Annotated in this window: 24 protein-coding genes and 1 tRNA gene; 13 read left to right on the forward strand and 12 right to left on the reverse strand. The window is 63.3% G+C overall.

Going from position 1 to position 26,535, the window contains the following annotated elements; genetic code table 11:
* Positions 1-11 precede the first annotated feature (11 nt).
* Positions 12-1,091, forward strand: a complete 1,080-nt coding sequence (locus ACSFC5_RS04095) for an alpha/beta hydrolase (protein WP_440763975.1) — start codon at positions 12-14, stop codon at positions 1,089-1,091.
* Between the two features lie 115 nt (positions 1,092-1,206).
* On the opposite strand, the gene ACSFC5_RS04100 is transcribed toward ACSFC5_RS04095, so the two are convergent.
* Positions 1,207-2,013, reverse strand: a complete 807-nt coding sequence (locus ACSFC5_RS04100) for a hypothetical protein (RefSeq protein WP_440763976.1) — start codon at positions 2,011-2,013, stop codon at positions 1,207-1,209.
* 72 nt (positions 2,014-2,085) lie between these two features.
* The gene (gene dph5, locus ACSFC5_RS04105) at positions 2,086-2,898 is read right to left on the reverse strand and encodes a diphthine synthase (RefSeq protein ID WP_440763977.1); all 813 of its coding nucleotides are present in this window, start codon (positions 2,896-2,898) and stop codon (positions 2,086-2,088) included.
* A 210-nt stretch (positions 2,899-3,108) separates the two neighbouring features.
* Here dph5 and ACSFC5_RS04110 point away from each other — a divergent pair, with 210 nt between their 5' ends.
* Genes ACSFC5_RS04110 through ACSFC5_RS04125 form a run of 4 tightly spaced genes read left to right on the forward strand, consistent with a single transcriptional unit; the run spans position 3,109 to position 6,676 of the window.
* A complete protein-coding gene (locus tag ACSFC5_RS04110) occupies positions 3,109-3,807 on the forward strand; it encodes a metal-dependent transcriptional regulator (protein ID WP_440763978.1) in 699 nt (232 codons plus the stop codon).
* Between the two features lie 53 nt (positions 3,808-3,860).
* On the forward strand, positions 3,861-4,883 hold the full coding sequence (locus ACSFC5_RS04115; RefSeq protein ID WP_440763979.1) for a metal ABC transporter substrate-binding protein: 1,023 nt from the start codon (positions 3,861-3,863) through the stop codon (positions 4,881-4,883).
* 33 nt (positions 4,884-4,916) lie between these two features.
* Entirely contained in the window at positions 4,917-5,657 is a 741-nt protein-coding gene (locus ACSFC5_RS04120) for a metal ABC transporter ATP-binding protein (protein WP_440763980.1), read from the forward strand.
* Entirely contained in the window at positions 5,654-6,676 is a 1,023-nt protein-coding gene (locus tag ACSFC5_RS04125) for a metal ABC transporter permease (protein ID WP_440763981.1), read from the forward strand. Before ACSFC5_RS04120 ends, ACSFC5_RS04125 begins: the two co-directional genes overlap by 4 nt.
* A gap of 446 nt (positions 6,677-7,122) precedes the next feature.
* Here ACSFC5_RS04125 and ACSFC5_RS04130 read toward each other — a convergent pair whose 3' ends face one another.
* Together ACSFC5_RS04130 and ACSFC5_RS04135 are read right to left on the reverse strand one after the other, a co-directional pair.
* A complete protein-coding gene (locus ACSFC5_RS04130; RefSeq protein ID WP_440763982.1) occupies positions 7,123-7,521 on the reverse strand; it encodes a RidA family protein in 399 nt (132 codons plus the stop codon).
* Positions 7,522-7,571: 50 nt separating this feature from the next.
* Positions 7,572-8,027 carry a Rieske (2Fe-2S) protein gene (locus ACSFC5_RS04135; protein ID WP_440763983.1) on the reverse strand — a complete coding sequence of 152 codons (456 nt, stop codon included), beginning with the start codon at positions 8,025-8,027 and terminating at the stop codon, positions 7,572-7,574.
* A gap of 91 nt (positions 8,028-8,118) precedes the next feature.
* Between ACSFC5_RS04135 and ACSFC5_RS04140 the strand changes: the two genes are divergently transcribed.
* The 3 genes from ACSFC5_RS04140 to ACSFC5_RS04150 all read left to right on the forward strand — a co-directional run bounded on the left by ACSFC5_RS04140 (position 8,119) and on the right by ACSFC5_RS04150 (position 10,211).
* The gene (locus ACSFC5_RS04140; RefSeq protein ID WP_440763984.1) at positions 8,119-9,099 is read left to right on the forward strand and encodes a class I SAM-dependent methyltransferase; all 981 of its coding nucleotides are present in this window, start codon (positions 8,119-8,121) and stop codon (positions 9,097-9,099) included.
* 87 nt (positions 9,100-9,186) lie between these two features.
* A tRNA-Thr gene (locus ACSFC5_RS04145) sits at positions 9,187-9,260 on the forward strand.
* A 480-nt stretch (positions 9,261-9,740) separates the two neighbouring features.
* Positions 9,741-10,211: a hypothetical protein gene (locus ACSFC5_RS04150; RefSeq protein WP_440763985.1), complete on the forward strand. Its 471-nt coding sequence runs from the start codon at positions 9,741-9,743 to the stop codon at positions 10,209-10,211.
* Positions 10,212-10,399: 188 nt separating this feature from the next.
* Here the strand turns inward: ACSFC5_RS04150 and ACSFC5_RS04155 are convergent, their stop codons facing one another.
* The 3 genes from ACSFC5_RS04155 to ACSFC5_RS04165 form a co-directional block, all read right to left on the reverse strand.
* Positions 10,400-11,047: a helix-turn-helix domain-containing protein gene (locus tag ACSFC5_RS04155; RefSeq protein ID WP_440763986.1), complete on the reverse strand. Its 648-nt coding sequence runs from the start codon at positions 11,045-11,047 to the stop codon at positions 10,400-10,402.
* Between the two features lie 161 nt (positions 11,048-11,208).
* Positions 11,209-14,106 (reverse strand): DUF1508 domain-containing protein, encoded by a 2,898-nt coding sequence (locus ACSFC5_RS04160; RefSeq protein WP_440763987.1) that lies wholly within the window; start codon positions 14,104-14,106, stop codon positions 11,209-11,211.
* A 288-nt stretch (positions 14,107-14,394) separates the two neighbouring features.
* Positions 14,395-15,228 (reverse strand): pantoate kinase, encoded by an 834-nt coding sequence (locus tag ACSFC5_RS04165; protein WP_440763988.1) that lies wholly within the window; start codon positions 15,226-15,228, stop codon positions 14,395-14,397.
* A gap of 370 nt (positions 15,229-15,598) precedes the next feature.
* Between ACSFC5_RS04165 and ACSFC5_RS04170 the strand changes: the two genes are divergently transcribed.
* Both ACSFC5_RS04170 and ACSFC5_RS04175 read left to right on the forward strand, forming a co-directional pair.
* A complete protein-coding gene (locus tag ACSFC5_RS04170) occupies positions 15,599-16,465 on the forward strand; it encodes a lipase family protein (RefSeq protein ID WP_440763989.1) in 867 nt (288 codons plus the stop codon).
* A 292-nt stretch (positions 16,466-16,757) separates the two neighbouring features.
* Positions 16,758-17,636: a lipase/acyltransferase domain-containing protein gene (locus tag ACSFC5_RS04175; RefSeq protein WP_440763990.1), complete on the forward strand. Its 879-nt coding sequence runs from the start codon at positions 16,758-16,760 to the stop codon at positions 17,634-17,636.
* Between the two features lie 348 nt (positions 17,637-17,984).
* Here ACSFC5_RS04175 and aspS read toward each other — a convergent pair whose 3' ends face one another.
* From aspS to ACSFC5_RS04190, 3 genes are all read right to left on the reverse strand, one after another.
* The gene (aspS, locus tag ACSFC5_RS04180) at positions 17,985-19,289 is read right to left on the reverse strand and encodes an aspartate--tRNA(Asn) ligase (protein ID WP_440763991.1); all 1,305 of its coding nucleotides are present in this window, start codon (positions 19,287-19,289) and stop codon (positions 17,985-17,987) included.
* 66 nt (positions 19,290-19,355) lie between these two features.
* Positions 19,356-19,727 carry a type II toxin-antitoxin system VapC family toxin gene (locus ACSFC5_RS04185; RefSeq protein ID WP_440763992.1) on the reverse strand — a complete coding sequence of 124 codons (372 nt, stop codon included), beginning with the start codon at positions 19,725-19,727 and terminating at the stop codon, positions 19,356-19,358.
* Positions 19,728-19,976 carry an antitoxin VapB family protein gene (locus ACSFC5_RS04190; protein ID WP_440763993.1) on the reverse strand — a complete coding sequence of 83 codons (249 nt, stop codon included), beginning with the start codon at positions 19,974-19,976 and terminating at the stop codon, positions 19,728-19,730.
* Positions 19,977-20,069: 93 nt separating this feature from the next.
* Here ACSFC5_RS04190 and ACSFC5_RS04195 point away from each other — a divergent pair, with 93 nt between their 5' ends.
* Positions 20,070-20,843, forward strand: coding sequence for an SIR2 family NAD-dependent protein deacylase (locus ACSFC5_RS04195; protein ID WP_440763994.1), 774 nt, complete (start codon positions 20,070-20,072; stop codon positions 20,841-20,843).
* 9 nt (positions 20,844-20,852) lie between these two features.
* Here the strand turns inward: ACSFC5_RS04195 and ACSFC5_RS04200 are convergent, their stop codons facing one another.
* A complete protein-coding gene (locus tag ACSFC5_RS04200) occupies positions 20,853-21,557 on the reverse strand; it encodes a phosphoglycerol geranylgeranyltransferase (protein WP_440763995.1) in 705 nt (234 codons plus the stop codon).
* Positions 21,558-21,992: 435 nt separating this feature from the next.
* The gene (locus ACSFC5_RS04205) at positions 21,993-22,922 is read right to left on the reverse strand and encodes a branched-chain amino acid transaminase (protein WP_440763996.1); all 930 of its coding nucleotides are present in this window, start codon (positions 22,920-22,922) and stop codon (positions 21,993-21,995) included.
* Between the two features lie 239 nt (positions 22,923-23,161).
* Here ACSFC5_RS04205 and ACSFC5_RS04210 point away from each other — a divergent pair, with 239 nt between their 5' ends.
* Together ACSFC5_RS04210 and ACSFC5_RS04215 are read left to right on the forward strand one after the other, a co-directional pair.
* Positions 23,162-24,394 (forward strand): beta-propeller fold lactonase family protein, encoded by a 1,233-nt coding sequence (locus ACSFC5_RS04210; RefSeq protein ID WP_440763997.1) that lies wholly within the window; start codon positions 23,162-23,164, stop codon positions 24,392-24,394.
* A 3-nt stretch (positions 24,395-24,397) separates the two neighbouring features.
* Entirely contained in the window at positions 24,398-26,467 is a 2,070-nt protein-coding gene (locus ACSFC5_RS04215) for a copper resistance CopC/CopD family protein (protein WP_440763998.1), read from the forward strand.
* Positions 26,468-26,535 lie beyond the last annotated feature (68 nt).

Genomic DNA, 26,535 nt, shown 5'->3' on the forward strand with positions numbered 1-26,535 from the left:
AGCCGTTATCGATGACTCGAGACGACACCCTCGCCGGCGTCCAGTCCCGAACCGTCGACACCGACCGCCTCGAGACGCACTACCTCGAGTCGGGCGGCGAATCCGGTGCGACCGACGAGACGGTCGTTTTCGTCCACGGAAACGTCTCATCCTCCCGATTCTTCGAGGACACGATGGCCGACCTGCCCGATCGGTACCGCGCGATCGCTCCCGACCTGCGGGGCTACGGCGACTCGGAGACGAAAGCCGTCGATGCGACGAACGGACTCGGGGATTTCGCGGGTGACCTCCGTGCGCTGTTCGCAGAACTCGAGGTTTCGGAGCCGATTACGCTCGTCGGCTGGTCGAACGGTGGCGGAGCCGCGATGCGATACACGATCGACAACCCCGGGATGGTCGCCTCGCTCGTGCTGATCAACCCGCTCTCGCCGTACGGCTTCGGCGCCACGAAAGACGAAGATGGGAAGCCGTGTTTCGACGACTACGCCGGCTCCGGCGGCGGCCTCGGCAACGACGAGTTCGTCGCGGGTCTCGCCGAGCGCGATCGGAGCGAGGAAGGTGAGTCCTCGCCGCGGAAGGTGCTGCGGACGTTCTACGTCGATCCGACCCACGAGTTCGACGCGGACCGCGAGGAGTCGTACCTGACGGGGATGCTCGACACCGCGACTGGGGACGAGAACTACCCCGGTAACGCGACCCCGAGCGAGAACTGGCCCGGCGTCGCGCCGGGCGAACACGGCGTGAACAACGCCATCTCGCCGAAGTACTGCTCGCTCGCGGCGATCACCGACGTCGATCCCGACGAGAAGCCGCCCGTGCTGTGGATCCGCGGCGACTCGGACCAGATCGTCTCCAACGAGTCTTTCTTCGACGTCGGAACGCTCGGACGGATGGGCGAGGTTCCGGGCTGGCCCGGCGAGGACGTCTTCCCACCGCAGCCGATGGTCGAGCAGACGCGCGCCGTTCTCGAGGAGTATGCGGAAGCGGGCGGCGAGTTCGAAGAGGTCGTCTTCAGTAACACGGGGCACACGCCACACCTCGAGGTGCCCGGCGACTTTCTCTCGGAACTCGAGGGCGTGCTCGGCGAGTGACGGCTTCGCAGTAGCGTCGAGTGCGGCCGCGCGTCGAGAAACGGCTTGGAAGTAGCACCGAGCGAGGACCGCGCAGTGGGCTCGAGGCCCCGAGATAGGGACGGCGGAATCGGCGCTACGGCTCGTCCTCGTCGACGGTCTCGCGCTCGCTGCGCATCGTCCGGAGCGTCGAGAGACCGCGCTTTCGGGTGACGCCTTTCGAGATTCTGACGCCGTCGAAAGTCCCCGCTCCGTAGGCCTCGCTGGCGCCGAGATGGTCCATATAGTAGGCGAAGCCCGAAAGCCACAGCAGGACGCCCGAAAGCCCGAGAAAGGCCAGCACCGAGACGAGCAGCGACGGGGCGAGCGCACCGGCGGCGATCCCGGCGACGACGTAGACGAACGCGACGATGACCATGAGGACGGTAATCGTCGCGAACATGTCGTTGACGGCCGTCACCCGCGCGTTGTACTCGATCCAGCGACCGTAGCTCCGGAGCAGGCGAACCCGGAACGGATCGGTTTCCGGATCGGCGTCGACTCGAGCCGATGCGAGCCCGGCCTCGACGACGTCGGCGTCGATCCCGCCACGGAGGTTTGACGCCGTGTAGGTCACGCCGGCGAGTCCCGTCGAGACGAGCAAGAGAACGCCGCCAGCGATCGTAAAGAGGTTGACGAACGGCGCGACGTTCAGGTCGGTCTGGACGACGATCGAGCCGCCCGTCACGACGAGGCCGATCAACAGGAGGTTCGCCTTCAGGATCTCGATGGCTTTCGCGTCGATCTCCTGGAGCCGTTCGACCTGCGAGTCGAACGTCAGCCGGAGTTCCTCACGGAGCAGTTCGAACGTCTCGTCGTCCAGTTCGAGGTCCCCGTCCGTCGTGGCCGCGTCGATCACCCCGCTCTCGAGAACCGAGTCGCCCATCCGCTCCCGTCTACTCATGTGCTGTGTCTCCCACTCGGGCCGTAAATAGCAGGTGGTCGGTCCCTCGAGGGATCGTCCGAACGATCGGGATCAAGCGATATCGAGGTCGTCCCGATCGGCGCCCGCGAGCTCGACCAGTGCATCGGCCTCGAGCAGGTGACAGTCGCCGGGGACGACGAGCAGGTGCAGCGGATCGCCGAACTCCCGGTCGGCGAGGTCGGCCATCGTTCCGGCTTCGACGAGCGGGTCCGGACTGCCCGCGCGGGCGACGACGACGCCCACGAGGTCGGGATACGCCTCGGCGAGGAGTTCGGCGCCGACGTCGGCGGTCATGTACTCCTCGAGCGTCTCGTCCGTGTCGAGGCGATTCGTCGCGGCCTCGTTGTCCACTTTGATATCGAGGTAGACGACCGTGTGGAGGCCGTCCGCGCGGTTATCGTCGATCGTCTTCGTTACGCTCTCCGGAAGCCCGTCCGCGCCGTGAGCGTAGGGAAACGGCAGCGTCGTCGCCTTGCCGAACCGGTAGTTCTGGAGCCCGGTGAGGGCACTCGTAGCCGTCTGGGCCGTCACGCCGTGGATAACCTGCGTCTCGATGCCGCGCTCGTGGGCCCGCAGACGGAGGTCGACGTGGGTCGTCGAGATCATCGTATCGCCCGCGGTCAGGAAGGCGACGTCGTCGGTTTCGGCGGCCTCGAGCATGTCCTCGGGATGCTGTTCGACGCCTGCGCGGTCTCGAACCTCGATCTCGACGTCGTGGTGGGACTCGAGGTCCTCGACGGACGTGCCGATCAGCTCGCTGGTGTAGAACTCGGCGTAGGCGCGGTCGGCGTTTCGGAGCGCCGCCCGACCCTCGACGGTGATCGAGCGCTCGTCGTACAGGCCGAGCCCGATGAAGGTGAGCATGGGCGCTCTAGTTTCAGGCGCTGCTATAAGGTTTCGAGTCGACTCCGGAGAGTGTCACTCGAGGTGTGATCGTCTCGCTCGTCGGTGCCGTCGCGTGGTCATACTGGCGGAAGTGACACCTCTCTTCTTCTGCCAGTAATAATTAGACTTGCCTAATACTATCTCTGGGGACAGAAAATCTATTTAGTTATCCACTCGAAGTCACGGACGATGGATCTCAGTCCGGTCGCAGAGGACTATCTCAAAGCGATCTACCATCTCGAGGACGAGTACGGTCGGCCGGTTCGAACGACCGAAATCAGCGAGGAACTCGACGTAACCTCACCGACCGTGACGTGCATGCTCGACTCGCTCGCCGACCGTGAACTCGTCGACTACACGCCCTACCTGGGCGTCGAGTTGACGGACTGCGGCGAGGAAATCGTCCTGCAACTCGTCAGGAACCACCGGTTGCTGGAGACGTTTCTGATGGAGCATCTCGATTACTCGTGGTCGACGGTTCACGACGAAGCCGACTGCCTCGAGCATCACGTCAGCGACGAATTCACGCGACGCCTCGCGACGTTTCTCGGTGAACCGGCGATGGACCCCCATGGCGACCCCATTCCGGATTCGAATCTAAAAATTCCAGACGAGACGCCGCACACGGCGCTTACCGAGTACGAGACCGGAGAGACGGTGATCGTCGAACAAGTGCCACATCGAGATCCGGACATCCGCGACTACCTGTCTCAGCATCGAATCGGTCCGGGAACGCGACTCGTCGTCGATACGGTGTCGCCTATCGATCTGGTGACCGTCGTTCCGTCGTCTACGGAGACGGCCGTCGCGTTGCCGACCCACGTTGCACGCCGCATCGGCGCTCGAGCGACGTCGCGGGAAGAGGCGGACCGAATTAGACAAGCCTAATTGATAAGTTAGGAGCACAAAAGTCAAATAGGGTTCCCCCGAACGTGCAAGTGATGAAATCCGAGAAAAACGGTTCACGCACTGTCTCGCGCAGAAACTTTACTGCACTCTCTGCGGGAACCCTCGCAACCGGGTTGGCCGGTTGTTTCGGGGAAGCCTCGGAGGACGACGATCAGAACGTCGCAGTCGCGTCGTTCTTTACGTTCTACGACTTCACGCGACAGATCGCCGATGGAACGCCGTTGTCGGTCGACAATCTCGTTCCCGTCGGCCTCCACGGCCACGGCTGGGAGCCGGACCCGTCGATCACACGGGACATCGTCGACGCCGACGCGTTCGTCCACGTCGGGCCGGATTTCCAGCCCTGGGCCGATCGGGCGATCGAAACCGTCCAGGACGACGACGCGGGTACGCACCTGATCAACGCCCGGGAAGGAGTCGAACTGCTCGACCTCGCCGAAACAGTCGAGGACGACGAGGAGATCGACGGCGGAAAAGATCCTCACTTCTGGCTCGATCCGGAGCTGGCAAAGCAGGCGGTCGATAACATCGCGGACGGGCTCACGGAGGTCGTCCCCGATCACGAGAGTGAGTTCGCCGATAATGCCGATGAACTCAAAGGCGAGTTAGACGAACTCGACGCCGAGTGGGAGGCGATCTTCGGGGAGGCGGAGCGAGAGTACGTCTTCCTGGCGGCACACAACGCCTTCGAGTACCTCGGCCAGCGCTACGGCGCGACGATCCAGCCGCTGGTCGCGAACCTCGCCGCCACCGACGACGTCCGAACGAGCGACAGGCAGTACGCAGAGGACATGATCGCCGAACACGATATCCAGTACATCGGGGCGGCGATTTTCGAAAATCGCTCGTGGGCAAAACAGCTGATCGACGAGACCGACGCCGAGGCGTACTACCCCGTGACGCCTTACGCCGGGACGAAAGAGGAGTGGGCTGACCAGGGCTGGGGCTACTTCGACATCGCACGTAACATCAACATGCCGACGTTCGAGATCGTCCTCGACGCGGCGAGCCCGGAAGAGACGGACCTCGGCGAGGAGTGGCGCAACTTCGACTGACACGATTCACACTCGATAGCGATCCATGTTACAATGACACACATAACAGTCGAAAACGTCTCGTTCGGATACACCGCTAGCCCCGTCGTCCGAGACATGACATTTTCCGTCGAGGAAGGGGAGTACGTCGGCGTTATCGGCCCGAACGGCTCCGGTAAGAGTACGCTCCTCCAGTTGATCCTGGGGCTGTACGCACCCGATCGGGGTACCGTCGAGCTATTCGGCCGGCCGTCTCGTGCCTTCGTCGATCGAGACCGCGTCGGCTACGTCGCTCAAGACGTCACCGAGAACACGAAGGAAATGCCGATCACCGTCGCAGAAGTCGTGTTGATGGGACGGTTCCCCCACGCCGGCTTCGGCCGGATTAGCTCCGACGATCGCGAGCGCACGCGAGAGGCGCTCCAGACGGTGGGGATCGACCACCTCGCCGATCGGAAGATCACGAAGCTCTCGGGTGGCCAGCGTCAACGGGCGTACATCGCACGGGCACTCGCCGGCGAGGCCGACCTGCTCGTCTTAGACGAGCCGACCGTCGGCGTCGACGCCGAGTCCATCGAGGCGTTCTTCGACCTGCTTGATCGGCTCAACGACGAGGGCATGACGATCCTGCTCGTCGAACACGATATCGAGGCCGTCCTCGAGCACACCAATCGTGTGCTCTGTCTCAACCGGGAGCTGTACTTCGACGGCCCGCCCGAGGCGTTCGCCGACAGCGACGCACTCGAGCGAGCCTACGGAATCGACACCGGGCGACGGGAGAGGACGACGCCATGACGCCGTCACCGTCGTCGACGCTGTCAATCGCGAGCGGAGACGGTTTCGCCGTTCCCGGTGTAACGGGTGTGCCGAGCGATGCCCTCGGTTGGATCATCGACCGCTGGAGCGACCTGCTGTCGAGCGTCGGCGACGCTGCCGGCATCGAGATGCTCCAGTACGGGTTCATGCACCGGGCCTTTCTGGTCGGGATTCTGATCGCCGTGATGGCGCCGCTGATCGGAACCTTCCTCGTCCACCGCCAGCTCGCGCTGATCGGTGACGCGCTCGCACACACGGCCTTCGCCGGCGTCGCTGTCGGGCTGTTCGTCAACGCCGTCCTCGACGTCGGTGTCTCGCCGTATCTCACCGCCGTCGTCGTCGCGATGATCGCCGCGCTCGCGATCGAGTTGATCTCGGAGGTCACCGACGCCTACAACGACGTCTCGATGGCGATCGTTCTCTCGACCGGGTTCGCACTCGGAGCCGTACTGATCAGCCTCAACGCCGGCGGACTCGCCGTCGGGATCAACCAGTACCTCTTCGGGAACCTCGCGACGGTCTCGCGGTCGAACGCGACGATCCTGATCGGCCTCTTTGTGATCGTCACGCTCGTTGTCGTGACCACGTATAAGCAGCTGCTGTACGTGACCTTCGACGAGACCGCCGCCAGGGTCGCCGGCCTCAACGTCCCCTGGTACAACCGCGTCATGACGATGATCACCGCAATGGTCGTCGTCGGCGCGATGCAGATCATGGGCGTGATCCTCGTCGCAGCAATGTTGGTCGTTCCCGTCGCCGGCGCGGCTCAACTTGCCCGGAGCTTCCGGGAGGCGTTGCTGGCGTCGATTATCCTCGCTGAACTCGCCGTACTCGTTGGAATTACGCTCTCATTCCAGTACGAGACCACGGCCGGCGGGACGATCGTCCTCGTCGCCGTTGCACTCTACATCGGAGCTGTCATGCTCGGAAAAATCCAGTCGAGTCGAGCCACCGAGGACACCATCGACGCGACTGCCGAGGAACGACCGGCCGACTAACTGCATTGACCGATGAGTATCATTACTGCAATCCTCATTTATCTCGGCTCACTGCTTCGTGGAGGCCGTCAGTAATACAAGATTGGTCTGTTGATTCGACGAACTGCCGTGTATCACACTTCTCGAATCGGCTGACTGCCGCTGGTCTCCTTCTATGCTAGTTCTAAAATTAGCTATAACTAAAAGTATATTTTTGTTCCCCTAGTTTTAATAAGTGGTTTGGTGTAGCAACGACTGCACTCCGGGATGACCGGGGTGTCGAATCGGTTCGTGATCTACCATTGGATCACTCGAAACGCCAGGTGAGTTCCTGTAACACGGAAACGGGAGCGTTCGTGGTCAGTCGCTGCTCTCGTCCCTCATCAGACAGCCGGACGGTCTCTCCGCTGTCATCTTCAGTACTCCAACGACGGAATCGATCGCTTCACGAACGGACCAGAACGTCGTCACTCGTCCCCAGTATCGCCAACGGCGACCGCCTCGATCTCAACCAGATGCTCGGGATCGATCAACCGCTGGACTTCGACCATACTGGCTGCCGGCCGAATCTCCCCGAAAACCTCGCCGTGGGCCCGTCCGATCTCCTCCCAGTCGTCGATATCGGTCACGTAGAGTCTGGTTCGGACGACGTCCTCGAGCGACCCACCGGCTTCCTCGAGCGCCTCAGCGACGATCTCGAGGGCGCATTTCGTCTGCGCGTACGGATCGCTTGGGGCGACGACGCCGCCGTTCTCGTCGGTCGCCGTCGTCCCCGCGACGTGGATCTGCGAACCGGCGCGGACTGCTCGGGAGTAGCCGACCGTCGGTTCCCACTCGGTGCCACTCGAGACGTGTCTTCGTTCCATGTGGTAAGCAGACGATCCACCCCCAAAAGCGTCTCTCGGACCGCGGCGCGTCAGAGCGAGATGTGCGACGTCGAGTCCGGACCGCCGTCGTCGTCGATTCCGCCTTCGTGGACGAACGTCGCGTCGTCGTCGGTAAGAAACACCGTGCCGTCGTTGTGGACCGTGATGTCGACCGACGGAAGCGTCGTGTTCGCGGCCTCGCCGTTGTCGCAGTGGCCCGAGCAGGCGTCGAACAGTGAGCCGTGGCGGGGACAGATGAGCTGGCCGTCGCGCATGGGGACGCCGCGGCCCGTGTCGAACCGCTGGGCCTCGTGCGTACAGCGGTTGATCCAGGCCTCGACGCCGTCGTCAGATCGGTTCCCGTTCTGACTGCTTGTCGAGCTCTGCTCGACACCGTCTTCGCAGGGAACGAGGATCACTTCCTCTTTCTCACCGTACTGGTCCTCTACCGTGAACAGCCACGACCTTTCCTCGTGGACCGTTTCCACGGTCGTGAGTTTGTGCATACGCACAGATTGGCTCGAGGCCTGAAAACTGTTCACGGCCGCTGACTCGGAAAACGTCACCGTTACGGCGACCCGGTGGTTTCGTCACGGTATGGAAGTGCCGTGCGTCCGCGTCCCCCGTGAGGAGGGCGAAGCCACGCGCCGCGAACTCGCGGATGCGGACCTGATCGACGACGAGTACGAGATTTCGGTGGCCGACGGCAGTCTCTACGTGCCGATCACGGATCCCGACGCGGTTTCGAACGACCTCGAGGTCGTCGCCCGTCCCGTCGAGGAGCGCGAGACGCAGACGACGCCGGCCGATATCCTGGGGTGGGAGCCGTCCTACGAGCGACTCGGGCGCGCCGCCTTGCTCGACGAGGACGACGACGAGCGCGCCCGCGAAATCGCCGATGCCGTCCTCGACTCTGATCTCCCCCTCGAGACGGTGCTCAACAAGGCGTCGAAGGTCAAAGGCGAGACGCGGACCCGCGACTGGGATATCCTCGTCGGCGAGGACACGGAGGTCGTCCACCGCGAGTACGGCTGCGAGTTCGCACTCGACCTCGCCGCCGTCTACTTCTCGCCGCGGCTCGCGACCGAACGTCATCGGGTCACGGAGCAGGTCGTCGACGGCGAGCGGGCGCTCGACATGTTCGCCGGCGTCGGCCCGTTCGTGATCCCGTTCGCGAAACGCGGTGCGGAGTGCGTCGGCGTCGACGTCAACGCGGACGCGATCGAGTACCTGCGCGAGAACGCGCGCCGGAACGGCGTCGAGGATCGCGTGACGGCGATCTGTGACGATGTTCGTGCAGTGGCCGACGAGTACGCAAACTGGGCCGACCGGCTCGTGATGAACCTTCCCCACAGCGCCGACGAGTTCCTCGAGAGCGCCGTTACCCTCGCCGGCGACGACTGCATGATTCACTACTACGACATCCAGCACGAGGACGATCCGTTCGGGCCGGGCGAGCGGGCGATTCGAGAGGCGGCCGAACCGGAGTACGAGGTTTCCGTCGAGACGCGGCGGACGGTTCGTTCCTACGCGCCACACGAACTGAACGTGTGTCTGGACGTGCGACTCGAGCGTTAAGGCCAGACGCGCGAATTCGTCACACGCTCGCATCGATTCGCAATCCTTATGGCTGGTATCGGTCTTACGAGTAAGTGGACACGGAGCGCCGGTGTAGCTCAGACTGGCAGAGCGAATCCTTCGTAAGGATTAGGTCAAGGGTTCAAATCCCTTCACCGGCTTATTTTTCGGCGAGCAAATTCTCGAGGGGGAAATACGCTCTGGAGGCATTTGAACTAGACGAGACACGCAGCGAAGCGAACAGTCTCGGCGCGGTTCACATTCCCTCGACCGCCAATTCGTCATCGCACCAAATCGTCTACCTGCGGTCCTCGGAACTCCGGGGATTCTGTGGTTCTGCAGTCCGAATGCGAGATTTACCGCCGTTCTTCCAGCGGTACTGCACGGGTGCTCGGTACGAGCGCCCCAACCGACGGGTTCGGCCCGTTCTGTGGTACACTCGGGCATCGATGACGCCGATTTTCGCCTCGGGACCGCAGACAGCGTCGCGGTCGGCGAGTACGGACGGAGCGTTACAGCAGGGATCAACTTCCCTTCGACTGTGGGTTACGACTTCCTCGTTCCGAAAAAACCATACGAGTTATACGTTCAATGAATGTATGATCCGTCCGCCCTGTCCCAACTGCGAGAGACGGCTTTTCGTGTCAAAGATTCGGACGAGCGGGGCGCTCTTTCGACCGGAGAACAAGTACTACCGGTGCTGGCGGTGTTTTCACAAGTTCACGCCGGCCGACGAGGCGGACACGCAGTCTGGCGAACAGGAGACCGGATTCGACCGACGCGCGGAATCGAAGGATCCGAGAGTCGAAATTACCGACGTTCACCTCGAACTCGAAACCGAAGGTACCCAACGTGCCGTCGAGGCGTTTGCCGTGACGGTCGAAAACCGAACCGCGACAGAGCTACCCGTGACGCAGCTCCTCCTCTCGTTCGACGAGGAGGACGAGAAGATGACGCCGAAAAACGAGACCGTCGTCGAGTCGGGCGATTCGGCGACGATCGACGTTCAGTGGAGTTGGATCCCGCTCGAGCACGAGACGATGACGGTGACGCTCCGCTCGCATGATAGTACGGTCGCGTCTACGGATGTTCCGGTTCCTACATCCGGATAGTCCAGCGCGGCTCTGTTGAACCGCCCTTGGAGTGATAGGCTTCGGACCCCAGCAATAAGTACAGGGTACGGCGTTACCGCTGCGGTCAGAACACAAGCGTAGCACCCGCGAACGAGCGAAGCGAGTGAGCGTGTCGTTCACGCGAAACAGATCTGAACACGGGGGAGCAACAGAGCCACCGAACCGTCCTACGGACCGCTATCGAGAACTCGCTCCACGGCGTTCGCTTCGCCGCGACGGACGAGTTCCGACGCCGTTGAGACGGCACACTCGAGTTCCGCCGCAACTGCTTCGATGCCACCCTCGCGCGGAATTTCGTAGAAGCCGACGTCCCAGGCGGCCTGGAGTGCGGCGGCCTGTCGATCGGAGACCGCCGCGCCGGTGACTGTGATCTCCTGGCTGACCCAGCGGATGTCCAGCCCCATTCCGTCGGGCACCCCCTCGACGACGGTGGTCAGCGCCGACGGATGGCCGACGACGGTCAGTCGAACCGTCCGATCGGAGCGAATTTCTATTGGCGGGACGACCACGACGGTCTCCTGTGCGAGCGCGTTTAAGAGGGATATCCCTTCCGGCCCGAGTTCTCGGCGGAGATAGAGGAAGAAGCCGTCGTCGGAGGGCGTGATATCGTACTCGAGAACGCTCTCGAGATCGCACAATAGGGACTCGTAGGCGTCGGGCTCGCCGTAGACGAACGACGTGATCGTCTCGACGCCGTCGACCGACTGTCCGCCGACGATGAACTCCCGATCGATATGGGATGACTCGCAGATTCCCTCGTGTAACGGTGGAATCGCCGCCGACGTGTAGCGGAGTTCGATGCGCATCGACTTCATGGCTCGAGAATACGGTCCGTAGAAGTTAAATTCCCGATAACCATCAGGATTCGTTCCACCGACCGGGACGGGTCTCGGTGCGTCTCGAGCGGTGCCCCGCACAAACGGAAACGCACAATACCGCGAAAACGAACTCAGTCGACGGATCGGGCCGCAGGTAATTACTCGGTGAAGGTGATCCAGCCGTCGGGAGCGTGGGCCTTCACGTCGTTCATCGCTTCGCGGGCGTCGGTGCGGTTCTCGTAGGTCTGCGTGCTCTCGGCCATCGTCGAGCCGTACTCGTCGACCAGCCGCCAGACCCAGCCCTCGCCCTCCTCGTCGGTGTGCAACTCGAAGGAGACGCTATCGATCTCGAGGATGCTCGCTTCTTCGATCAGTTCGCGGACGTTCTCGAGAGCCGCGCGCGCGGCTTCGGTCGAGTCGTGGCTCTCGGAACCGGTCGCGATCGTTCGACCGTCCTCGTCGATGAGCCGCCACTGCCAGCGCTCGTCCTCGTCGGCGACGAGTTCGAAGGAGGCGACGTCGAAGTCGACGCGACCCGCCATCGGCGCGAGTTGACGAACGTCCTCGATGATGCCCATGGCGGCGGCCTTGGTGGAGACGGCACCGACCGCGCTCGCACTGACTTCGCGCTCGCGGTCGATGAGCTCCCACGTCCACCCGTCGCTGCCGTCCAGCCGAATCGCGACGTCCTCGATCGCGAAGATCGGCGCATCGACGGCGTGTGCCTTCAGGCTCTCGGCGCCGGCCATTGCTTCGTCGCGCATGTCGTAGCTGACGGTCGAGTCCGCGACCTCCTCGCGGTCGCGGTCGAGCAGCCGCCAGTGCCAGCCGCCGCTGTCGTACAGCTGGACGGCGACGTCGCCGATCGTGTGCTGGTGGGCCGCGGCGGCCGAGTGGCGGATGTCGTCCAGTTCGTCGACGAGTTCGTCCCGGGTCGGGTGAGCCTCGCCGGCTTCCGCGACGGTCTCGCCCGAGGGCAGCACGAACCGCCACTGCCAGTCCTCGGCCGCGTAGGTCTGGAAGATCGCCTTGTCCATCGTTCGAATGTCGGAGTCTAAGTGCTCGAGCAGTCGGTTCATCGCCTGTCGTGCGGCACCGCGAGTCGGGTGCGTGGCGGGGTCTTCGGCGACGAGTTTCCCGGCCTCGTCGATGAGCCGCCAGCCCCACTCGTCGTCCTCGTTGACGAACAGCTCGAACGCGGCGGTCTCGATTTCCAGTAACTCGGCGTCGGGCGCCTGCTCTTTCAGCGTCATCATCGCCTCGGCGGCCTCGCCGCGCGACGTGTGTTCCTGACCGCTGTCGGCGAGCACGTTGCCGTCCTCGTCGATGAGCCGCCAGCGCCACTCGCCGGAGTCGGCCTCGTAGACCTGGAACGCCGCGTGTTCGAACTCGATGAGGTCGGCCTCGCTGGCCTGTTCGCGAACCCGCTGGATCGCCTCGGATGCCGTCTCGGCGTTCGGGTGGGGTTCGGTGCTACCAGCGACGATTTCGCGGCCGTCGGTGACGAGCCGCCAGTGCCAGTCGGGGCCCGTCTGATCGTCGTACTCGAGCGTCGTGCCGCCGTCGGTCTGGGCGACTGCATCGTCCACCGTCGCCGGGAGGTCGTCGTCCGAGTCGGCAGTCGTCGACGCGGTCGCAGTCGGATACACCTCGTACTCCGCCTCGTCAATCTCGACGATGTCGGCCTCGAGGGCTCCGTTACTGAACCGATCGGCGGCCGACTCGACGTCGGCCTCTTCACTGATCTCGGGGGGACTCCGGGCGACGACGTGCTCGGTCTCGTCGACGAGCCGCCAGCGCCAGTCGCTGCCCGACTCGTACAGTTCGTAGGTCGGCTCGCCGGCCACGGTGACCGACGCGGACTCGAGTGCAGGGAGCAGCGCTTCGGCGGCTGCCTCGGCGTCGCGACGGGAGTCGAACGTGTCCGAGGCGCTCGCGACGACGTCGTCGGCGTCGTCGACGAAGCGCCACGTCCAGCCGCCCGGCCGCTCGACGAGTTCGACGCCGACGTGCTTGATGTCGAGCAGGCGCGCGCGGTCGAACCGTTCGGCGAACGTCTGTGCGGCCTCCTCGGCCCGTTCCTGGGTTCGGAAGCCGGAGTCGCTCGAGGCCAACGGGTTCCGCTCGTCGTCGACGAGTTGCCAGAACCACTGGTCGCGTTTCTCCTCGTAGGTGAACGCGGCGCCCTCGATTTCGATGACGTCCGCATCGGGACCGCGGTCCTTGAGGAAGCTCACGGAGTTTTCGGCCCCGTCGCGCTGGTCGAACTCGCCGGTGCTCGAGCCCACGACGCTGCCGTCGTCGCGGGCGAGCGTCCACTGCCAAGTGCCGTCGCGATCCTCGAAGAGCCGGAACGCGGAGGTGGTCAGCTCCATCAGTCCCGCGGAGCTGATCTGGGACTGGACGCGCTCGATGCCCTCGGTCGCGTCGGGTCGCGTGACGGCGCTCTCGTTGCTCGTCGCCAGCGCCTCGAGGTGGAGGACGTTCCACTCCCAGTCGCCGTTCTCGTCCCGGAAGACGGCGAACTGCGCACCCTCCATTGCGTCGCCGGTCAGAATGTCCGGATCGTCGGTCGCCCCTTCCTCCTCGACGAACATCCCTTTCTGTCCCGTGAGAATCGGCACGAGCGCGGTGACGCCCGCGATCAGGCCGATTCCGAGCGCGTAAACGGAGATGACCTGCACGCTGTAGTCGGTCCCGAGCTCTCGCCAGTTGTAGGGGTAGGCCCACCCGAAGAAGACGACGCCGCCGAGTGCGATCAACAGGCCGAGCACGCTCGCGTAGATTCCGATTCTACGTACGGGCAACATGAGGACGATGCCGAACAGACAAAGTGCGAGCCCCGCCGCCGCCGTGACGCCGGAGATCCGAATCAGCGTGTAGGAGTCCGCGCTCCCGGCGTAGCCGACGACGAACGCGAAGATTCCGGCCGAACCGAGGAGATATCCGGCGATGAATATCCAGTAGCCGTAGACGTCCTTGCTCGAGTCGGGTTCTCCGACGTAGTGTTCGTACAGTCGAAACAGCTTTTGATGAATTTCAGTCGTTGAGGACATTCGTAATCTTGACCGGATAACTGAAACCCATCATAATAAAGCTCCGGCCACAATATCGAGTTCTGATATATTCGGCGTGGCATGTGCTCAGGAATCGAAAGCCTTAGAGACGCAATTAGCGGAGGGTATCGGCCGTGTATAGACGTCTGGACGCTCGGTCCTCGAGTGGCTAGAGTCGTACTGTACGGTAATCGACTGTGCAGGTATACGGAATCGGCCCGCAATCGAGAAGAGCGGTCTTGTTACGTTGGGCGAGTCGGTGTCTATCTCCCTGGCAATGTCTATCCCTTACCTCAACATCGCGCCCGCGGGATGCGTCGCACAGACGGACGGCTCGTAGCCGGCGTCTGATAGCCCCGTGCCGAGCGCGAAGACGGTCTCGCCGAGCATGGCCATCGAGGCCTGTCCGTCGGCTTCCGTCACGTCGCCGATCGTCCGCGCGACCTGCTCGGTCAACAACTCCGCTTCGCGAGCGAACAGCCGAGAGGCGTACATAAAAGAAAGCAGCGTCGGCTCCTCGACGACTCGCGAGAGCGCCTGTTTTCCGGCGGCCGAGAGCTGATCGGTCTCGCCCGAAAGCACGTCCGCCGTCGAGAGTTCGCCGAACGAGACGTATTCCACGCGCGCTCGCGTGGGAATCGCGTCGAGTTTGTTCACTTGCGGCGAACCCGGCTCCAGCCGAATCGGGACGCCCCCGTGAGCCTGCGCGACCACGTCTCCCAGCCCGGTTCCCGCCTGTACTTCGGCCCCGTGTGCGATGGTCACGAGTTCGTTCCACGAGAGTTTGCGCTCGAACACCTGGTTCGCCGCGAGCGCCGTTCCGAGCGCCATCGCGCCCGAGACCCCGAAGCCGGAGCCGATCGGGAGTTCTGATTCGGCCTCGACGCGGGCGTTCACCTCGAGTGTCTCGAGAACCGTCTCGACGGGATCCACGTCGCATTCCTCGCCCTCGAGGACGACCGTCGACGTGTCATCGGTGGCCGGTTCGACCGTCACCTCGACGCCGTCGGTAAGCGTCACTCCCGCGCCTCGGGAGCCCGCTTTCGTCGGATCGTCGTCTGGATGAGCGCTGAAAAAGCCCGTAATGTGCCCCGGTACGAACGCCGTCGACTCCTCACGCATTGGACGGTATTTCGACTCGGACGATATAACAGTGAAGATTCGGTACGGATCGCCTCGAGCGCACCGTTGGGAACGTACCGATGCCTGTTGGGCGGGTCCGGCGGCCGCCGCCCGCGTACGACTTCGGCGAAATCCGACGGGCGTGAGCGGCGAGTCGCAACCGCACGGGTCGCGACCTCAAGGAACGCGACGATTCCAGAAAAAACTAAAGACCGGCAATTGAATACCAGCTGTAGATCTGGTCTCTTTCGCCCCAATCTCGTACAGTGTAATCTCTAATTAGCTAACGTCTGAAAACGCAGACATATAAAGGAGTTCACATCGAAGCGAATAAAATGAAATCTGATAGCCAATACTGTTTGAACAGGTCATGGCAGATAACAACAAACAACGGAACCTGCCGAGGGAATCGACACGCGCGAACCGACGAGCCGTACTCAAAGCGACGGGGGCAACGGTTGTCGGTGCGACGGGGCTGGCTGCGGTATCCGGGTCGGCATCAGCGTACAGCCACGAGATTGAGATCATCGAAATCGACGAGGGCGGCTGGTTCAGCGGCTGGAGCGCGGACGGCAGTCTCCCGGTTGCTGACGAAGTGTTCGTCTTCGTCCACGGCTGGTTCGGCGACTCGACCGTCTCGAGCCAGGCCGACGACGTTCTGGGGTCGCTAGAGGACGGCGGCTACGACCCCGACGAGGCCGTCGCGCTCGAGTGGCCCGCGTCGACGATCAACTTCTTCGGCGCTGAGAGCGACACCGAAGACGTCGGCGAAGTCACCGCCGAACTCGCCGAGGAGTTCTACGACGACGGAGGCGGTAACATCCGCCTCGTCGGTCACTCGCTGGGCGGTCGCTGCGTCCTCTGGGCCGCGACGAAGCTAAGTACGGGCTACGAAATCGACACCGTCGCGCCTCTCGGCGCGGCCGCCGACGGCTCGGAACTTTGCGAGGACCTCTGGATCGACGGCATCGACAACGCCGGCGAGGTCCGCAACTACCATTCCGAGAACGACTCGACCGTCGGGTCGGCTTACGGCGGCTGGGGCGACACTGCGCTCGGAAACGAGGGTGCCGACTGTGACCCAGACGGCTACACGGACGTCGACGTCACCGATAGCGTCGGCAGCCACATGAGTTTCCTGGGTGACGAGACGGTCGGTGCCGACCTCGCCGCTGCGATCGACGGCGACGCCGACGACGGTGACGACGATGACGACGACGGCTGGGGCTGGTGGTAATCCGACGACCGATCGCTGTTCCAGAACCGAGCCCCTGTTCGACGACCGTTTTTTCGAGACGATCACCGTCGAGGGCACGCGTGTAATTCTGCACCCCTCACACCTTCGAAACGTTACTGAAATTGCCCCTCAGTGCAGATTTGACGAACAACCATTCTCTCGATAATTGATTACCAAACCATTGGAAGTAATATTTAACATCTATGCTAACACTAACACCTACTAGCATATAAATAGATTCGTTACTGAGCAAGTAAAATGAATATTCGACTCGGAGAACGATACACTGTCGATGACAGACAACGACTCACCGCGCGAAGCAGACGAATCGACGACGCCGAGCCGACGAACGATGCTGAAAGGAACCGGTGCGGCCATCGTCGGCACAGCGGGCCTGGCCGCGTCGTCCAGTTCGGCCACCGCCGTTTCGAGTTGGGACATCGAGGTTCTCGAGGTCGGGGATAGCGTCTTCGGAATCAGCCCAACGCCATCGATTCCCGTCGGTGACGAAGTGTTCGTCTTCGTCCACGGCTGGTTCGGCGACTCGACCGTTTCGAGTCAGGCGGCAGACGTCGCGACCTCGATGGAAGACGTCGGCTACGAGGCCGACGAGTATGTCGCCATCGAGTGGGACGCGACGACGATCAACTTCCCGGCCGCCGAGAGCGAGACCGAAGACGTCGGCGAGGAACTCGCCGAGATGGTCGAGGAGTTCTACGACAACGGCGGCGGAAACCTTCGACTCATCGGTCACTCGCTGGGTGGCCGCGTCGTTCTCGAGACTGTCAATCACATGGACGACGACTACGAAATCGAAACCGTCGCACCGCTCGGAGCCGCAGCCGACGGCGACATGGTCTGCGAGGGCAGCGACGGACTGTTCAGCGACAACTGGTACGACGGCATCGCGGCGAACGCGTCCGAGGTCCGCAACTACCACTCGAACAACGACTCGACGGTCGGTGCAGCCTACGGTGGCTTCTTCGGTGCCGCACTGGGTAACGACGGCGCGGGCTGTCCGGGTGACACGGCGGACAACTACACGGACGTCGACGTGACCGACAGCGTCTCGAGTCACCTGGGCTTCCTGGGCGACGAGGCGGTCGGTGCCGATCTCGCCGAAGCAGCCGGCGTCGACGTTGACGATGACGACGGCTGGGGCTGGTGGTAACGGCCCCGCCGCTTCCTCGAGCACCGTCCACATCGCTCGCACGTAGCGTCTTCGATAGGCCGTAAACGCGAACGCGCTCGAAAAATCGAATTTTTCGCTCGAGTTATCCCGACTCGAGTCCGTCGCCTCCGGCGAGAGTCGCTGTCGGTCTTGCAAGACTCACTTCGTTCGTCTTGCTGGCTCCCAGGTTTGTCGCCACTCGCGTGTCGCTTTGCTCCCGCTCGCGTCTTCGAGGACGCTCCTACCAGTCGCGTCCTCGTCTACGGCGACAAACGCTGGCGATCTCTCGGGAATAACGCGGGACCGCAGGTCCCGCGAACTCCCACTCGCCGGTCAGCGGCGAGCCCGTTACGGGCTCAGCCGCTGCCGGTCTCGCGGGAAGAGAACCGCCTCTCGAATGTTGTCCAGGCCGAGAATCGTCATCACGAGCCGCTCGCCGCCGAGGCCGAAGCCGGCGTGCGGTGGCATCCCGTACTTGAACATCTTCGTGTAGTACTCGAACTGGTCGGGGTCGAGCCCCTGCTGTTCGAAGCCTTCGATCAGGTGCTCGTGGCGGTGTTCGCGCTGTCCGCCGGAGACGAGTTCCATCCGCGGGTGCATCAGATCGAAACCGGTCGAGAGCTGCTCGTCGTCGTCGTGATCCTTGATGTAGAACGGCTTGATCTCGCTTGGCCAGTCGGTGATAAAGTAGTGGCCGCCGACGTCGTCGCCGAGGGCCTTCTCGCCCTCAGTCGGCAGGTCGTCGCCCCAGACGAGTTGCTCGTCGAGTTCGCCCGTCGCGTTGATGCGCTCGATGGCCTCCTCGTAGCTGAGCCGCGGGAACGCCTCGTCGGGGACCTCGAACTCGTCTTCGAGGCCGAGCGCCTCGAGTTCGTCGCTACAGTTCTCCTGAATGGCCTCGTAGGCCGCCGTGACGACGCCCTCGACGACGTCCATCGCGTCGTTCTGGTCGCAAAAGGCACCCTCGAAGTCGATCGAGGTGGCCTCGTTCAGGTGCCGCGGCGTGTTGTGCTCTTCGGCGCGGAAGATCGGCCCGATCTCGAAGACGCGCTCGACGTTCGAGCCCGCGATGAGCTGTTTGAACAGCTGCGGCGACTGGTTCATGAAGGCCTCCTCGCCGAAGTAGGTGATCGGGAAGAGCTCGGTGCCGCCTTCGGTCCCCGTGGCGACGATCTTCGGCGTGTTGATCTCGGTACAGTCGAACGCGCGGAACTGCTCGCGGACGGCGCGCATGATCTCCGCGCGGATCTCGAAGATGGCCTGCACCTCCGCCTTGCGGAGATCGAGCGTGCGGTTGTCGAGGCGCGTCGAGAGTTCGGCGTCGACCTTTCCGGAGGGATCGAGCGGCAGTTCGGGGTCGGCCGGTGCGACGACCTCGACTTCCTCGGGCGTGATCTCGACGCCCGTCGGCGCGCGCGGCTCCTCTTCGACCGCGCCGGTGACTTTGACGACGCTCTCTCGAGAGACGCCCAGCCCCGTCTCGACGAGCTCCTCGTCCATGTCGTCTTTCTCGAACTTGACCTGGATCTTGCCGGAGCTGTCTCGGAGAATCAGGAAGGCAATCCCGCCAAGGTCTCGGATCTCGTGAACCCAGCCGGCGACGGTCGCGTCGTCGCCCGGCTCGGCGTCGGCAGTGTGAATTCTGTCCTGCATACCATCCGATTCCGGTCGCCGGAACTTAAGCGCAATCGTTCGAGTCCGGCTGAACGCTAGCGGAATTCAGTAGGGTGTTACCGTGGCACTCGTCCGCTGAAACGCATCGACGTTCCTAGTGACGACGGCTTTATTGGCCTCGAGCGCTGTCGCTGCAATCATTACGTCGATAGCACCGATCTGCTCTCCCTGTTTACGGAGCACTCGTTGTTCTTTCAGTGCTCGCCGTGACTCGGTAAGCCCGTATGGAAGAACGTCCACTCGTTGAACGATCGTCTCGAACCGTTCTCGCTCAGTGTCCGAGAGTCCGAACCCAACTTCCGAAACGGTAAGCGTAGATACCGACGCCTCTTGCCAACTGAATTCGTCCAGTTTTGCGATCGCAGCGGCGTCTTCTGCGAAGAGATCTATGAAAAAACAGCTGTCCAACAGAACCATTTACTGGTCCTCGTCAACTCGTTCGCCGCTACCGAATCGGCTATTCACATTTTCTCGGAACTCGTTCGAACGTGTCCGAACGTTCTCGAGTTCGTCTTCATCGACGAGTCCGATGAGCTCCCGAAGCGGATTCGTTTCGTCCGCAACGAGCAGACGGTCGATTGTATCACTGAAGCTTTCGCCGTCCCGCTTTTCTCTGTTGAGCCGCCGGTACGTTTCGTCCTTGAGGCTCACTGTCTTACTCCCCATCTGTGTCTCTACATTTTTTATTCTATGCATATGTGTTTTTCGCAGTTCATCACCACCACAACGAGTTTTGAGTCTGCAGTCCGACCCTCCGATATGGACGACCTCGAGCGACTCGCCGACGATATCCGCGATGCAGCAACCGTCGTCGCCTTCACGGGAGCGGGGATCTCCCAACCCTCCGGCGTCCCGACGTTCCGCGGCGACGACGGCGTCTGGGAGAAGTTCGACGAGGGACAGTTCACGTACGGCCGGTTTCAGCGCGATCCGGTGGGCTTCTGGGCGGACCGTGTCGAACTGCAACGGGTGATGTTCGACGAGGAGTACGAACCGAACGCGGCCCACGAGGCGCTGGCCGAACTGGGACGGGACGGGTCCCTCGAGGCCATTCTAACGCAGAACACGGACGGATTGCACGGCGAAGCAGCCACATCAGCGAGAGAAGGGGGCACGGACGAAACGACCATTCTCGAGCTCCACGGCAACTCCCAGCGAGTGCGCTGTATCGATTGTGGAAAACGCGCGGACGGCGATTCGATCTTCGAGCGCGCCGCCGACGGCGAACTGCCCCCGACCTGTGACTGCGGCGGCGTCTACAAACCCGACGTCGTCCTCTTCGGCGAGCAGTTGTCCGGCGCGGTTATCCAGCGCGCCCGTTCGCTCGCCCAGGAGAGCGATGTCTTCCTCGCCATCGGCTCCTCGCTGGTGGTCGAACCCGCAGCATCGTTGCCCCGACTCGCTACGTCGTCAGGCGCAACCGTCGGCATCGTCAACCTCGAGTCGACGCCGATCGACGGTTCGGCGGACGTGGTCGTCCGCGAGGACGTTACCGACGTGCTGCCGGAGATTCGAGCCCTCGTCGAAAAGTAGCGCTCGTCTTCAGGCGTCGTTCGCCGCCGCGACCGTCTCGTGGACGGCCTCGACGCCCTCGTCGTGCGCGAGGTCGCCGACGACGATCACGTCGGCGTGTCGGGCCATCGTCGCGGCCGAGTCGTAGTCGTGGATGCCGCCGCCGTAGAACAACGTCGCCTCCTCGGTCGCCTCGCCTGCCGCTTCGACGATTTTCTCGTCGCCGAACGTCCCGGAGTACTCGACGTAAACGATCTCCTGGCCGAACATGCGTTCGGCGATTTGGGCGTAGGCCGCGACGTCGTCGGCGTCGAGATCGCAGTCGGCCTCGGTGTACGTCGCGACGTCGGCGTCGGGGTTCATCACGATGTACGCCTCGGTCCAGGTTCGATCCCAGTCGAGACCGTTATCGAGTCGGACCCACTCCTTGTGCGCGCCCGTGATCCAGAACGGCGAGCCGGCGTTGAAAACGGACGGGATGAGATACCCCTCGAGCGCCCGGTTGTCGATGACGACGTCGGGACTCGAAGGCTCCTGATACAGCGGCACGTCGTGTTCGGCGCAGGCGTCGACGACGGCTTCCATGTTCTCCTCGGTGATGCCCATGGTGCCGCCGACTTCGATCGCGTCGGTGCCGGTCGCACAGAGATCGCCGTACGTGACGCCCTCGGGGAGTTCCTTGTCGGGATCGATCTTGAGAATGTGGTTCCAATCGTCCCAGGGGCAGGTAGTCATACCCGTCGTTTCCCGACAACCGGCAAAAACGCTACGAAAGCGACGGGTCGCTGGAATCGTGCTCAAGGATGGAATTAGGTGCGGCTCGAGAGTGCGACAATGAGATTATCAGCGGAAAGTAGTGATGCAGAACTCTGCGGCAGCTCCTGCTAAAATATACTGAAAACATCCAATATTCTATCAATGTATTTGTCATACTTCCCTTCTTTCTCCTCCTCTTCGTCGGGCGGTTTTGTATCCTTCCTGTCGCCAACCATAGATAAACTATTGACATGAAAAGAAATAATCCTTCTGATCATAATAGATATTCACTTTGCGTAGCGAGTGAGCAACGCGTTCGCCGAGCACAGCCGCCGACGGAAAGCAGTTCGAGACCGACTCGAGAATCATCGTCAAGAAAGTCGAGACACCGATACCAACGATCGAACCGTCAGCTCAGACGTACTCGAACCACTCGTCGTAGGCGTCGGTTCGGCGCTCGACGACGTCGAAGAAGCGCTGCTGGATGTCCTCGGTGACGGGGCCGCGGGAGCCGTCGCCGATGACGACGTTGTCGACCTTCCGGATGGGGGTCACCTCGGCCGCGGAGCCGGTGAAGAACAGTTCGTCGGCCGTGTTGAGTTCGCCGCGGGAGATCGAGACGCTGTCGTGGACGGTGTAGCCGAGGTCCTCTGCGATCTCGATCACGGTGTCGCGGGTGATGCCGTCGAGGATCGACTCCGAGAGCCCGGGCGTGTGGATCTCGCCGTCGCGCACGAGGAAGATGTTCTCGCCAGGGCCTTCCGCGACGTTGCCCTCCTTGTTCAGGACGATGGCCTCCGCGTAGCCGTTTCGGCGGGCCTCCTCGCCCGCGAGCATGCTGTTGACGTAGAGTCCCGTCGTCTTCGCGTTCGTCGGAACCTGACTCGAGGCGTGTTTCCGCCACGAGGAGATCATCACGTCGATTCCCTCTTCCAGAGCCTCTTCGCCGAGATACGTGCCCCATGGCCAGACCGCGATGGCCGTTCTCGTCGGACAGTCCTTCGGACTGACGCCGAGGGAGTTGTAGCCGTAGAAGGCGACGGGGCGGATGTAACAGGACTCGAGATCCTGACTCGTGATGAGTTCCTTGGTCGCCTCGGTGAGTTCCTCGACGGTGTAGTCGATGTCCATCTCGTAGGGCTTTGCCGACTGGAAGAGCCGTTCTAAGTGCTCCTCCCAGCGGAAGATCGCCGGCCCTTCCTCGGTGTCGTAACACCGGGCTCCCTCGAAGACGCCGCTGCCGTAGTGAAGTCCGTGGGTCAACACGTGGACCTGGGCGTCGTCCCAGTCGACGAACTCGCCGTCCATCCAGATCGTGTCGACGTCCATCTCATCGAATCCCATGGTCGAGAGTGTTGAAAGCCACCGTACTAAGTGTTCGCGATTTTCAAATCGAAATCGATCGATGGGATCGAAGCGGAAGGTGCCGCGTCCGAAGTAGCCGGTAGATACGATGGATATCCGTCGACCAGCGTGGTAGCCGATCGGCCAGCGCGAGGAACAGCGGACTTCACGCCTACCGGTGACACGGTTTCGGCTGCCGGACCAAAATGGGCTATACGATCGCGGCCATTCGATCGGATATGAACGGTTCGCTCGATCGACGACGGTTCGTACAGGTCGTTGCTGGAAGTTCTGCGATCGCTCTCGCTGGCTGCGTCGGAGGGGACGACGATGGCAGTGACGACGACGGGACCGACGACGACCCGAACGGCGACGACTCGAACGGTGAGGGGAGCGAGGGATTCATTTACGCGTTCGCGCCGAACACGATCGCGATCATCGATCCCGAGGAAGGAGAGGTCGTCGACGAAATCACCGACGGACTCGAGGACGAGGGGTGGGGCGATCCGCGGATCACGGCCGACTACAGCGAGATCTACGTCATCCGGGACTCGCCCTCCCAGGTGCTCGTCATCGACACCGAAAGCCGCGAGATCGTCGACGAAGTCGACGTCGGCCCGGATCCGACGCACATGTACCACCCGAACGACGACGAAATGTGGGCCCACAGCGACGAGGAAGGGACGTTCTACGTCATCGACACCGACTCCCACGAGGTTGCGGAGATCGTCGAGTCTGGCCTCGAGAACGAGGGCCACGGCAAACTGCTCTACCACGAGGACCTCGGCTCGATGGGGTACGCGACGAACGTCAACGACCCCGCGGCGCTGATCATCGACCTCGAGGCGTACGAACGGACCGACTCCGTCGAACTCGAGAACGAGGACGAGGGAACGCACTACAAGGCTTACGCCCCCGAGACGGGCCTCGCGTACTTCGAGCACGGTGACGAGACCGCCGTCGTCGACACCGAGACCGACGAGGTCGTCGATTACCTCGACTTCGCGGGCGGCATGTACCTCTCGCCCGACGAGACGGTGCTCGGCATCCTGGACGGCAACAGCATCCGGTTCCTCGACGCGACGAGCGAAGAGAGCGAGGAACACGGCGTCGTCGACGTCGACGAGGGGCCGGACGCCCTCCGCTATCACGAGGCCGAAGACGGCGCGCTCTACGCCTTCACCGCCCACACGCAGACCGATCAGGCGTCGATCATCGACGTCGATGAACTCGAGATCGTCGAGACGGTCGACATCGGGGACATCGTTCGTCCCGAGGGTGCACCGTTCCTCCACCGTAGCGGCGTGGCTGGCGGCGGCTACTTCATTTCGCCCGCGGACGACGACGGGATCGTCGCGATCGTCGACATGGAAGCCCAGGAACTCGTCGATCACGTCGAGGTCGAGGAGGGCGTCGACACGGTGCAGTTCGTCGGCGACTCCGGCGGCGGATACACCGGAAACCTCCGCTAACCGATGGACACGACACCGTCGGTCGACGGCGGCGGTCCGCCCCCTCGGACGTCGGTGCTCGCGTCGGTGCTCGTCGCGCTCGTCGTGACGGCGCTCGCGGTCGGACTCGTCGCCACCCCGGTCGCGGCCCACGCCTACCTGAGCGATTCCGATCCCGGAAACGGCGAACAGCTCGACGACGTGCCCGAGGAGGTCACCCTCTACTTCTCGGGTGACGGCATCGTCAACGCCGACATCGTCGTCGAGGGCCCGGACGGTGAACCGGTCTCGAGCGAGCCCGAGATCGACGACGAGGACAATCAGATCGTCCGCGTGCCGATCGACGACGCCGGCGGCGAGGACGGGATGTACACCGTCGACTGGGAGATACTCGCCGACGACGGCCACACCACCGCCGGCTCGTTCTTCTTCGCCGTCGGCGACGAACCGCTCGATCGCGACGCCGTTCTCGAGGCCTACGAAGAGGGAGGCGAGGGCGAGGAAGATGAAACGGTCCCGCCGTTCGAGACGGGGGCGAAGGCGCTGTTGCTCGTCGGCGTCGTCGGGCTGATCGGGATTCCGGCGGTCGCGGCCGTCGCAGTCGGTCCAGTGTTCACTCGAGCGGACACCCCACACCGAAAACGGGTCGACGAACGCATCGGCAGACTCCTCGCCGGCGCTGCCGGACTCGCGGTTCTGGGCGCAATCGCGCTCGGACTCGCCCGGGCCACGGCACTCGGGTCGCTCTCAGCGGAGACGATGGCCCAGTTCACGGAAACGCCGCTCGGGCAGGCCTGGATCGTGCAAGTGGCTCTCGCCATCGGTGTCGCCGGGATCGTGGGGGCGCTAGCTCGCGGGCGCCTCCCGCGACGCGGAGCGCTGGCCGGAACGCTCGTCGGGGCGCTGGCCGTCGCGGGAACGATCGCGTGGACGAGTCACTCAGCAACCGCGATCGATCGGCTGAGCGGCACAGTCGTCGATTTCGTCCACATCGTCGGCGCCGGCCTCTGGGTCGGCGGGCTGGCCGTCCTCGCGTTCGTCGTCGTGCCGACGGTTCGGAACGCACACCCCGAGGACCGTCCCGTCTTGCTCGCGGGGACGATCCGCCGGTTCTCGATCCTCGCGCTCGTCGGCGTCACGTTTGTCGTCGGGACGGGGTTCGTCCTGGCGTCGTGGCACGTGCCGACCGCCAGCGGTCTCGCGGACACGTTCTACGGCCTCGTCCTGGCTTCGAAACTGGTCCTCGCCGCCGCCGCGCTCGCGCTCGGCGGCCTCACCCGGTACGTTCTGCTGGGCCGACTCGAGTCGGCTCCCCCGACGGAGACGGTCGACGGTTCGCGCCCGGCGAGTACGGACGGCGGACGGGATCGGAGTGGCCGGCAGTTGACAATCGCGCGGATCGACCGAGCCGTCCGTCTCGAGGTCACGCTGCTGGTCGTCGTCCTGTTGCTCTCGGGGCTGCTCACGTCCGCACCGACGGCCGCGGTCGCGGGTGTAGACGGCGACGACCCGATCGAAGCGACCATCGAGTACGAGTACGACGACGTGCTCGTCGAGGTGACGGCGCTCCCGGCCGCCAACGAGTCGACCGACGAGTCGTTCGAGCTTCGAACGGACGAACCGATCGTCTTCGAGGTCGCCTTCCTCGAGGACGGCTCCCCGGTCGAATCCGAGCAACCCGTTCGGTTGCTGGCGAGCGGCGGGGACGACACGGAGATCGAAGTCGAACTCGAGAAGACCGACGACGGCACCTACGCGACGGTCCAGCCGCTTCCCGACGCGGGCGAGTGGGAGCTTCGCGTCACCGGTGCACCAGGCGGGTCCTACGTCAGTGAGTGGATCGACGTGACCGCGCTTCCCGCCGACGAGCACGCCGAAGACGAACACGAGCCCGGTGCGGACGACCGCGATCACGCAGCCCCCGACGATGGAGGCGATCACGATTACGGAGCGGACGACCACGCAGACCACGACTCCGCTGACGAGGCGTCGCCGCTTCAAACAGTACTCGAGTTCGGTGCCGTCGCGACCGTGATCGCGGGTACGGTTGCAGTCGCCGTCGAAGGCATCCAGTTCCGGAACAGAAAGAGCTGAAACGGCGGTACCGCTCCGCGGATCTCGCTCGAGAAGCCGCGTTCGACGGTTCGACGGTTCGGCCGGCA

It is taken from the genome of Natronorubrum marinum (genome assembly GCF_052040125.1).
Classification (GTDB): domain Archaea; phylum Halobacteriota; class Halobacteria; order Halobacteriales; family Natrialbaceae; genus Natronorubrum.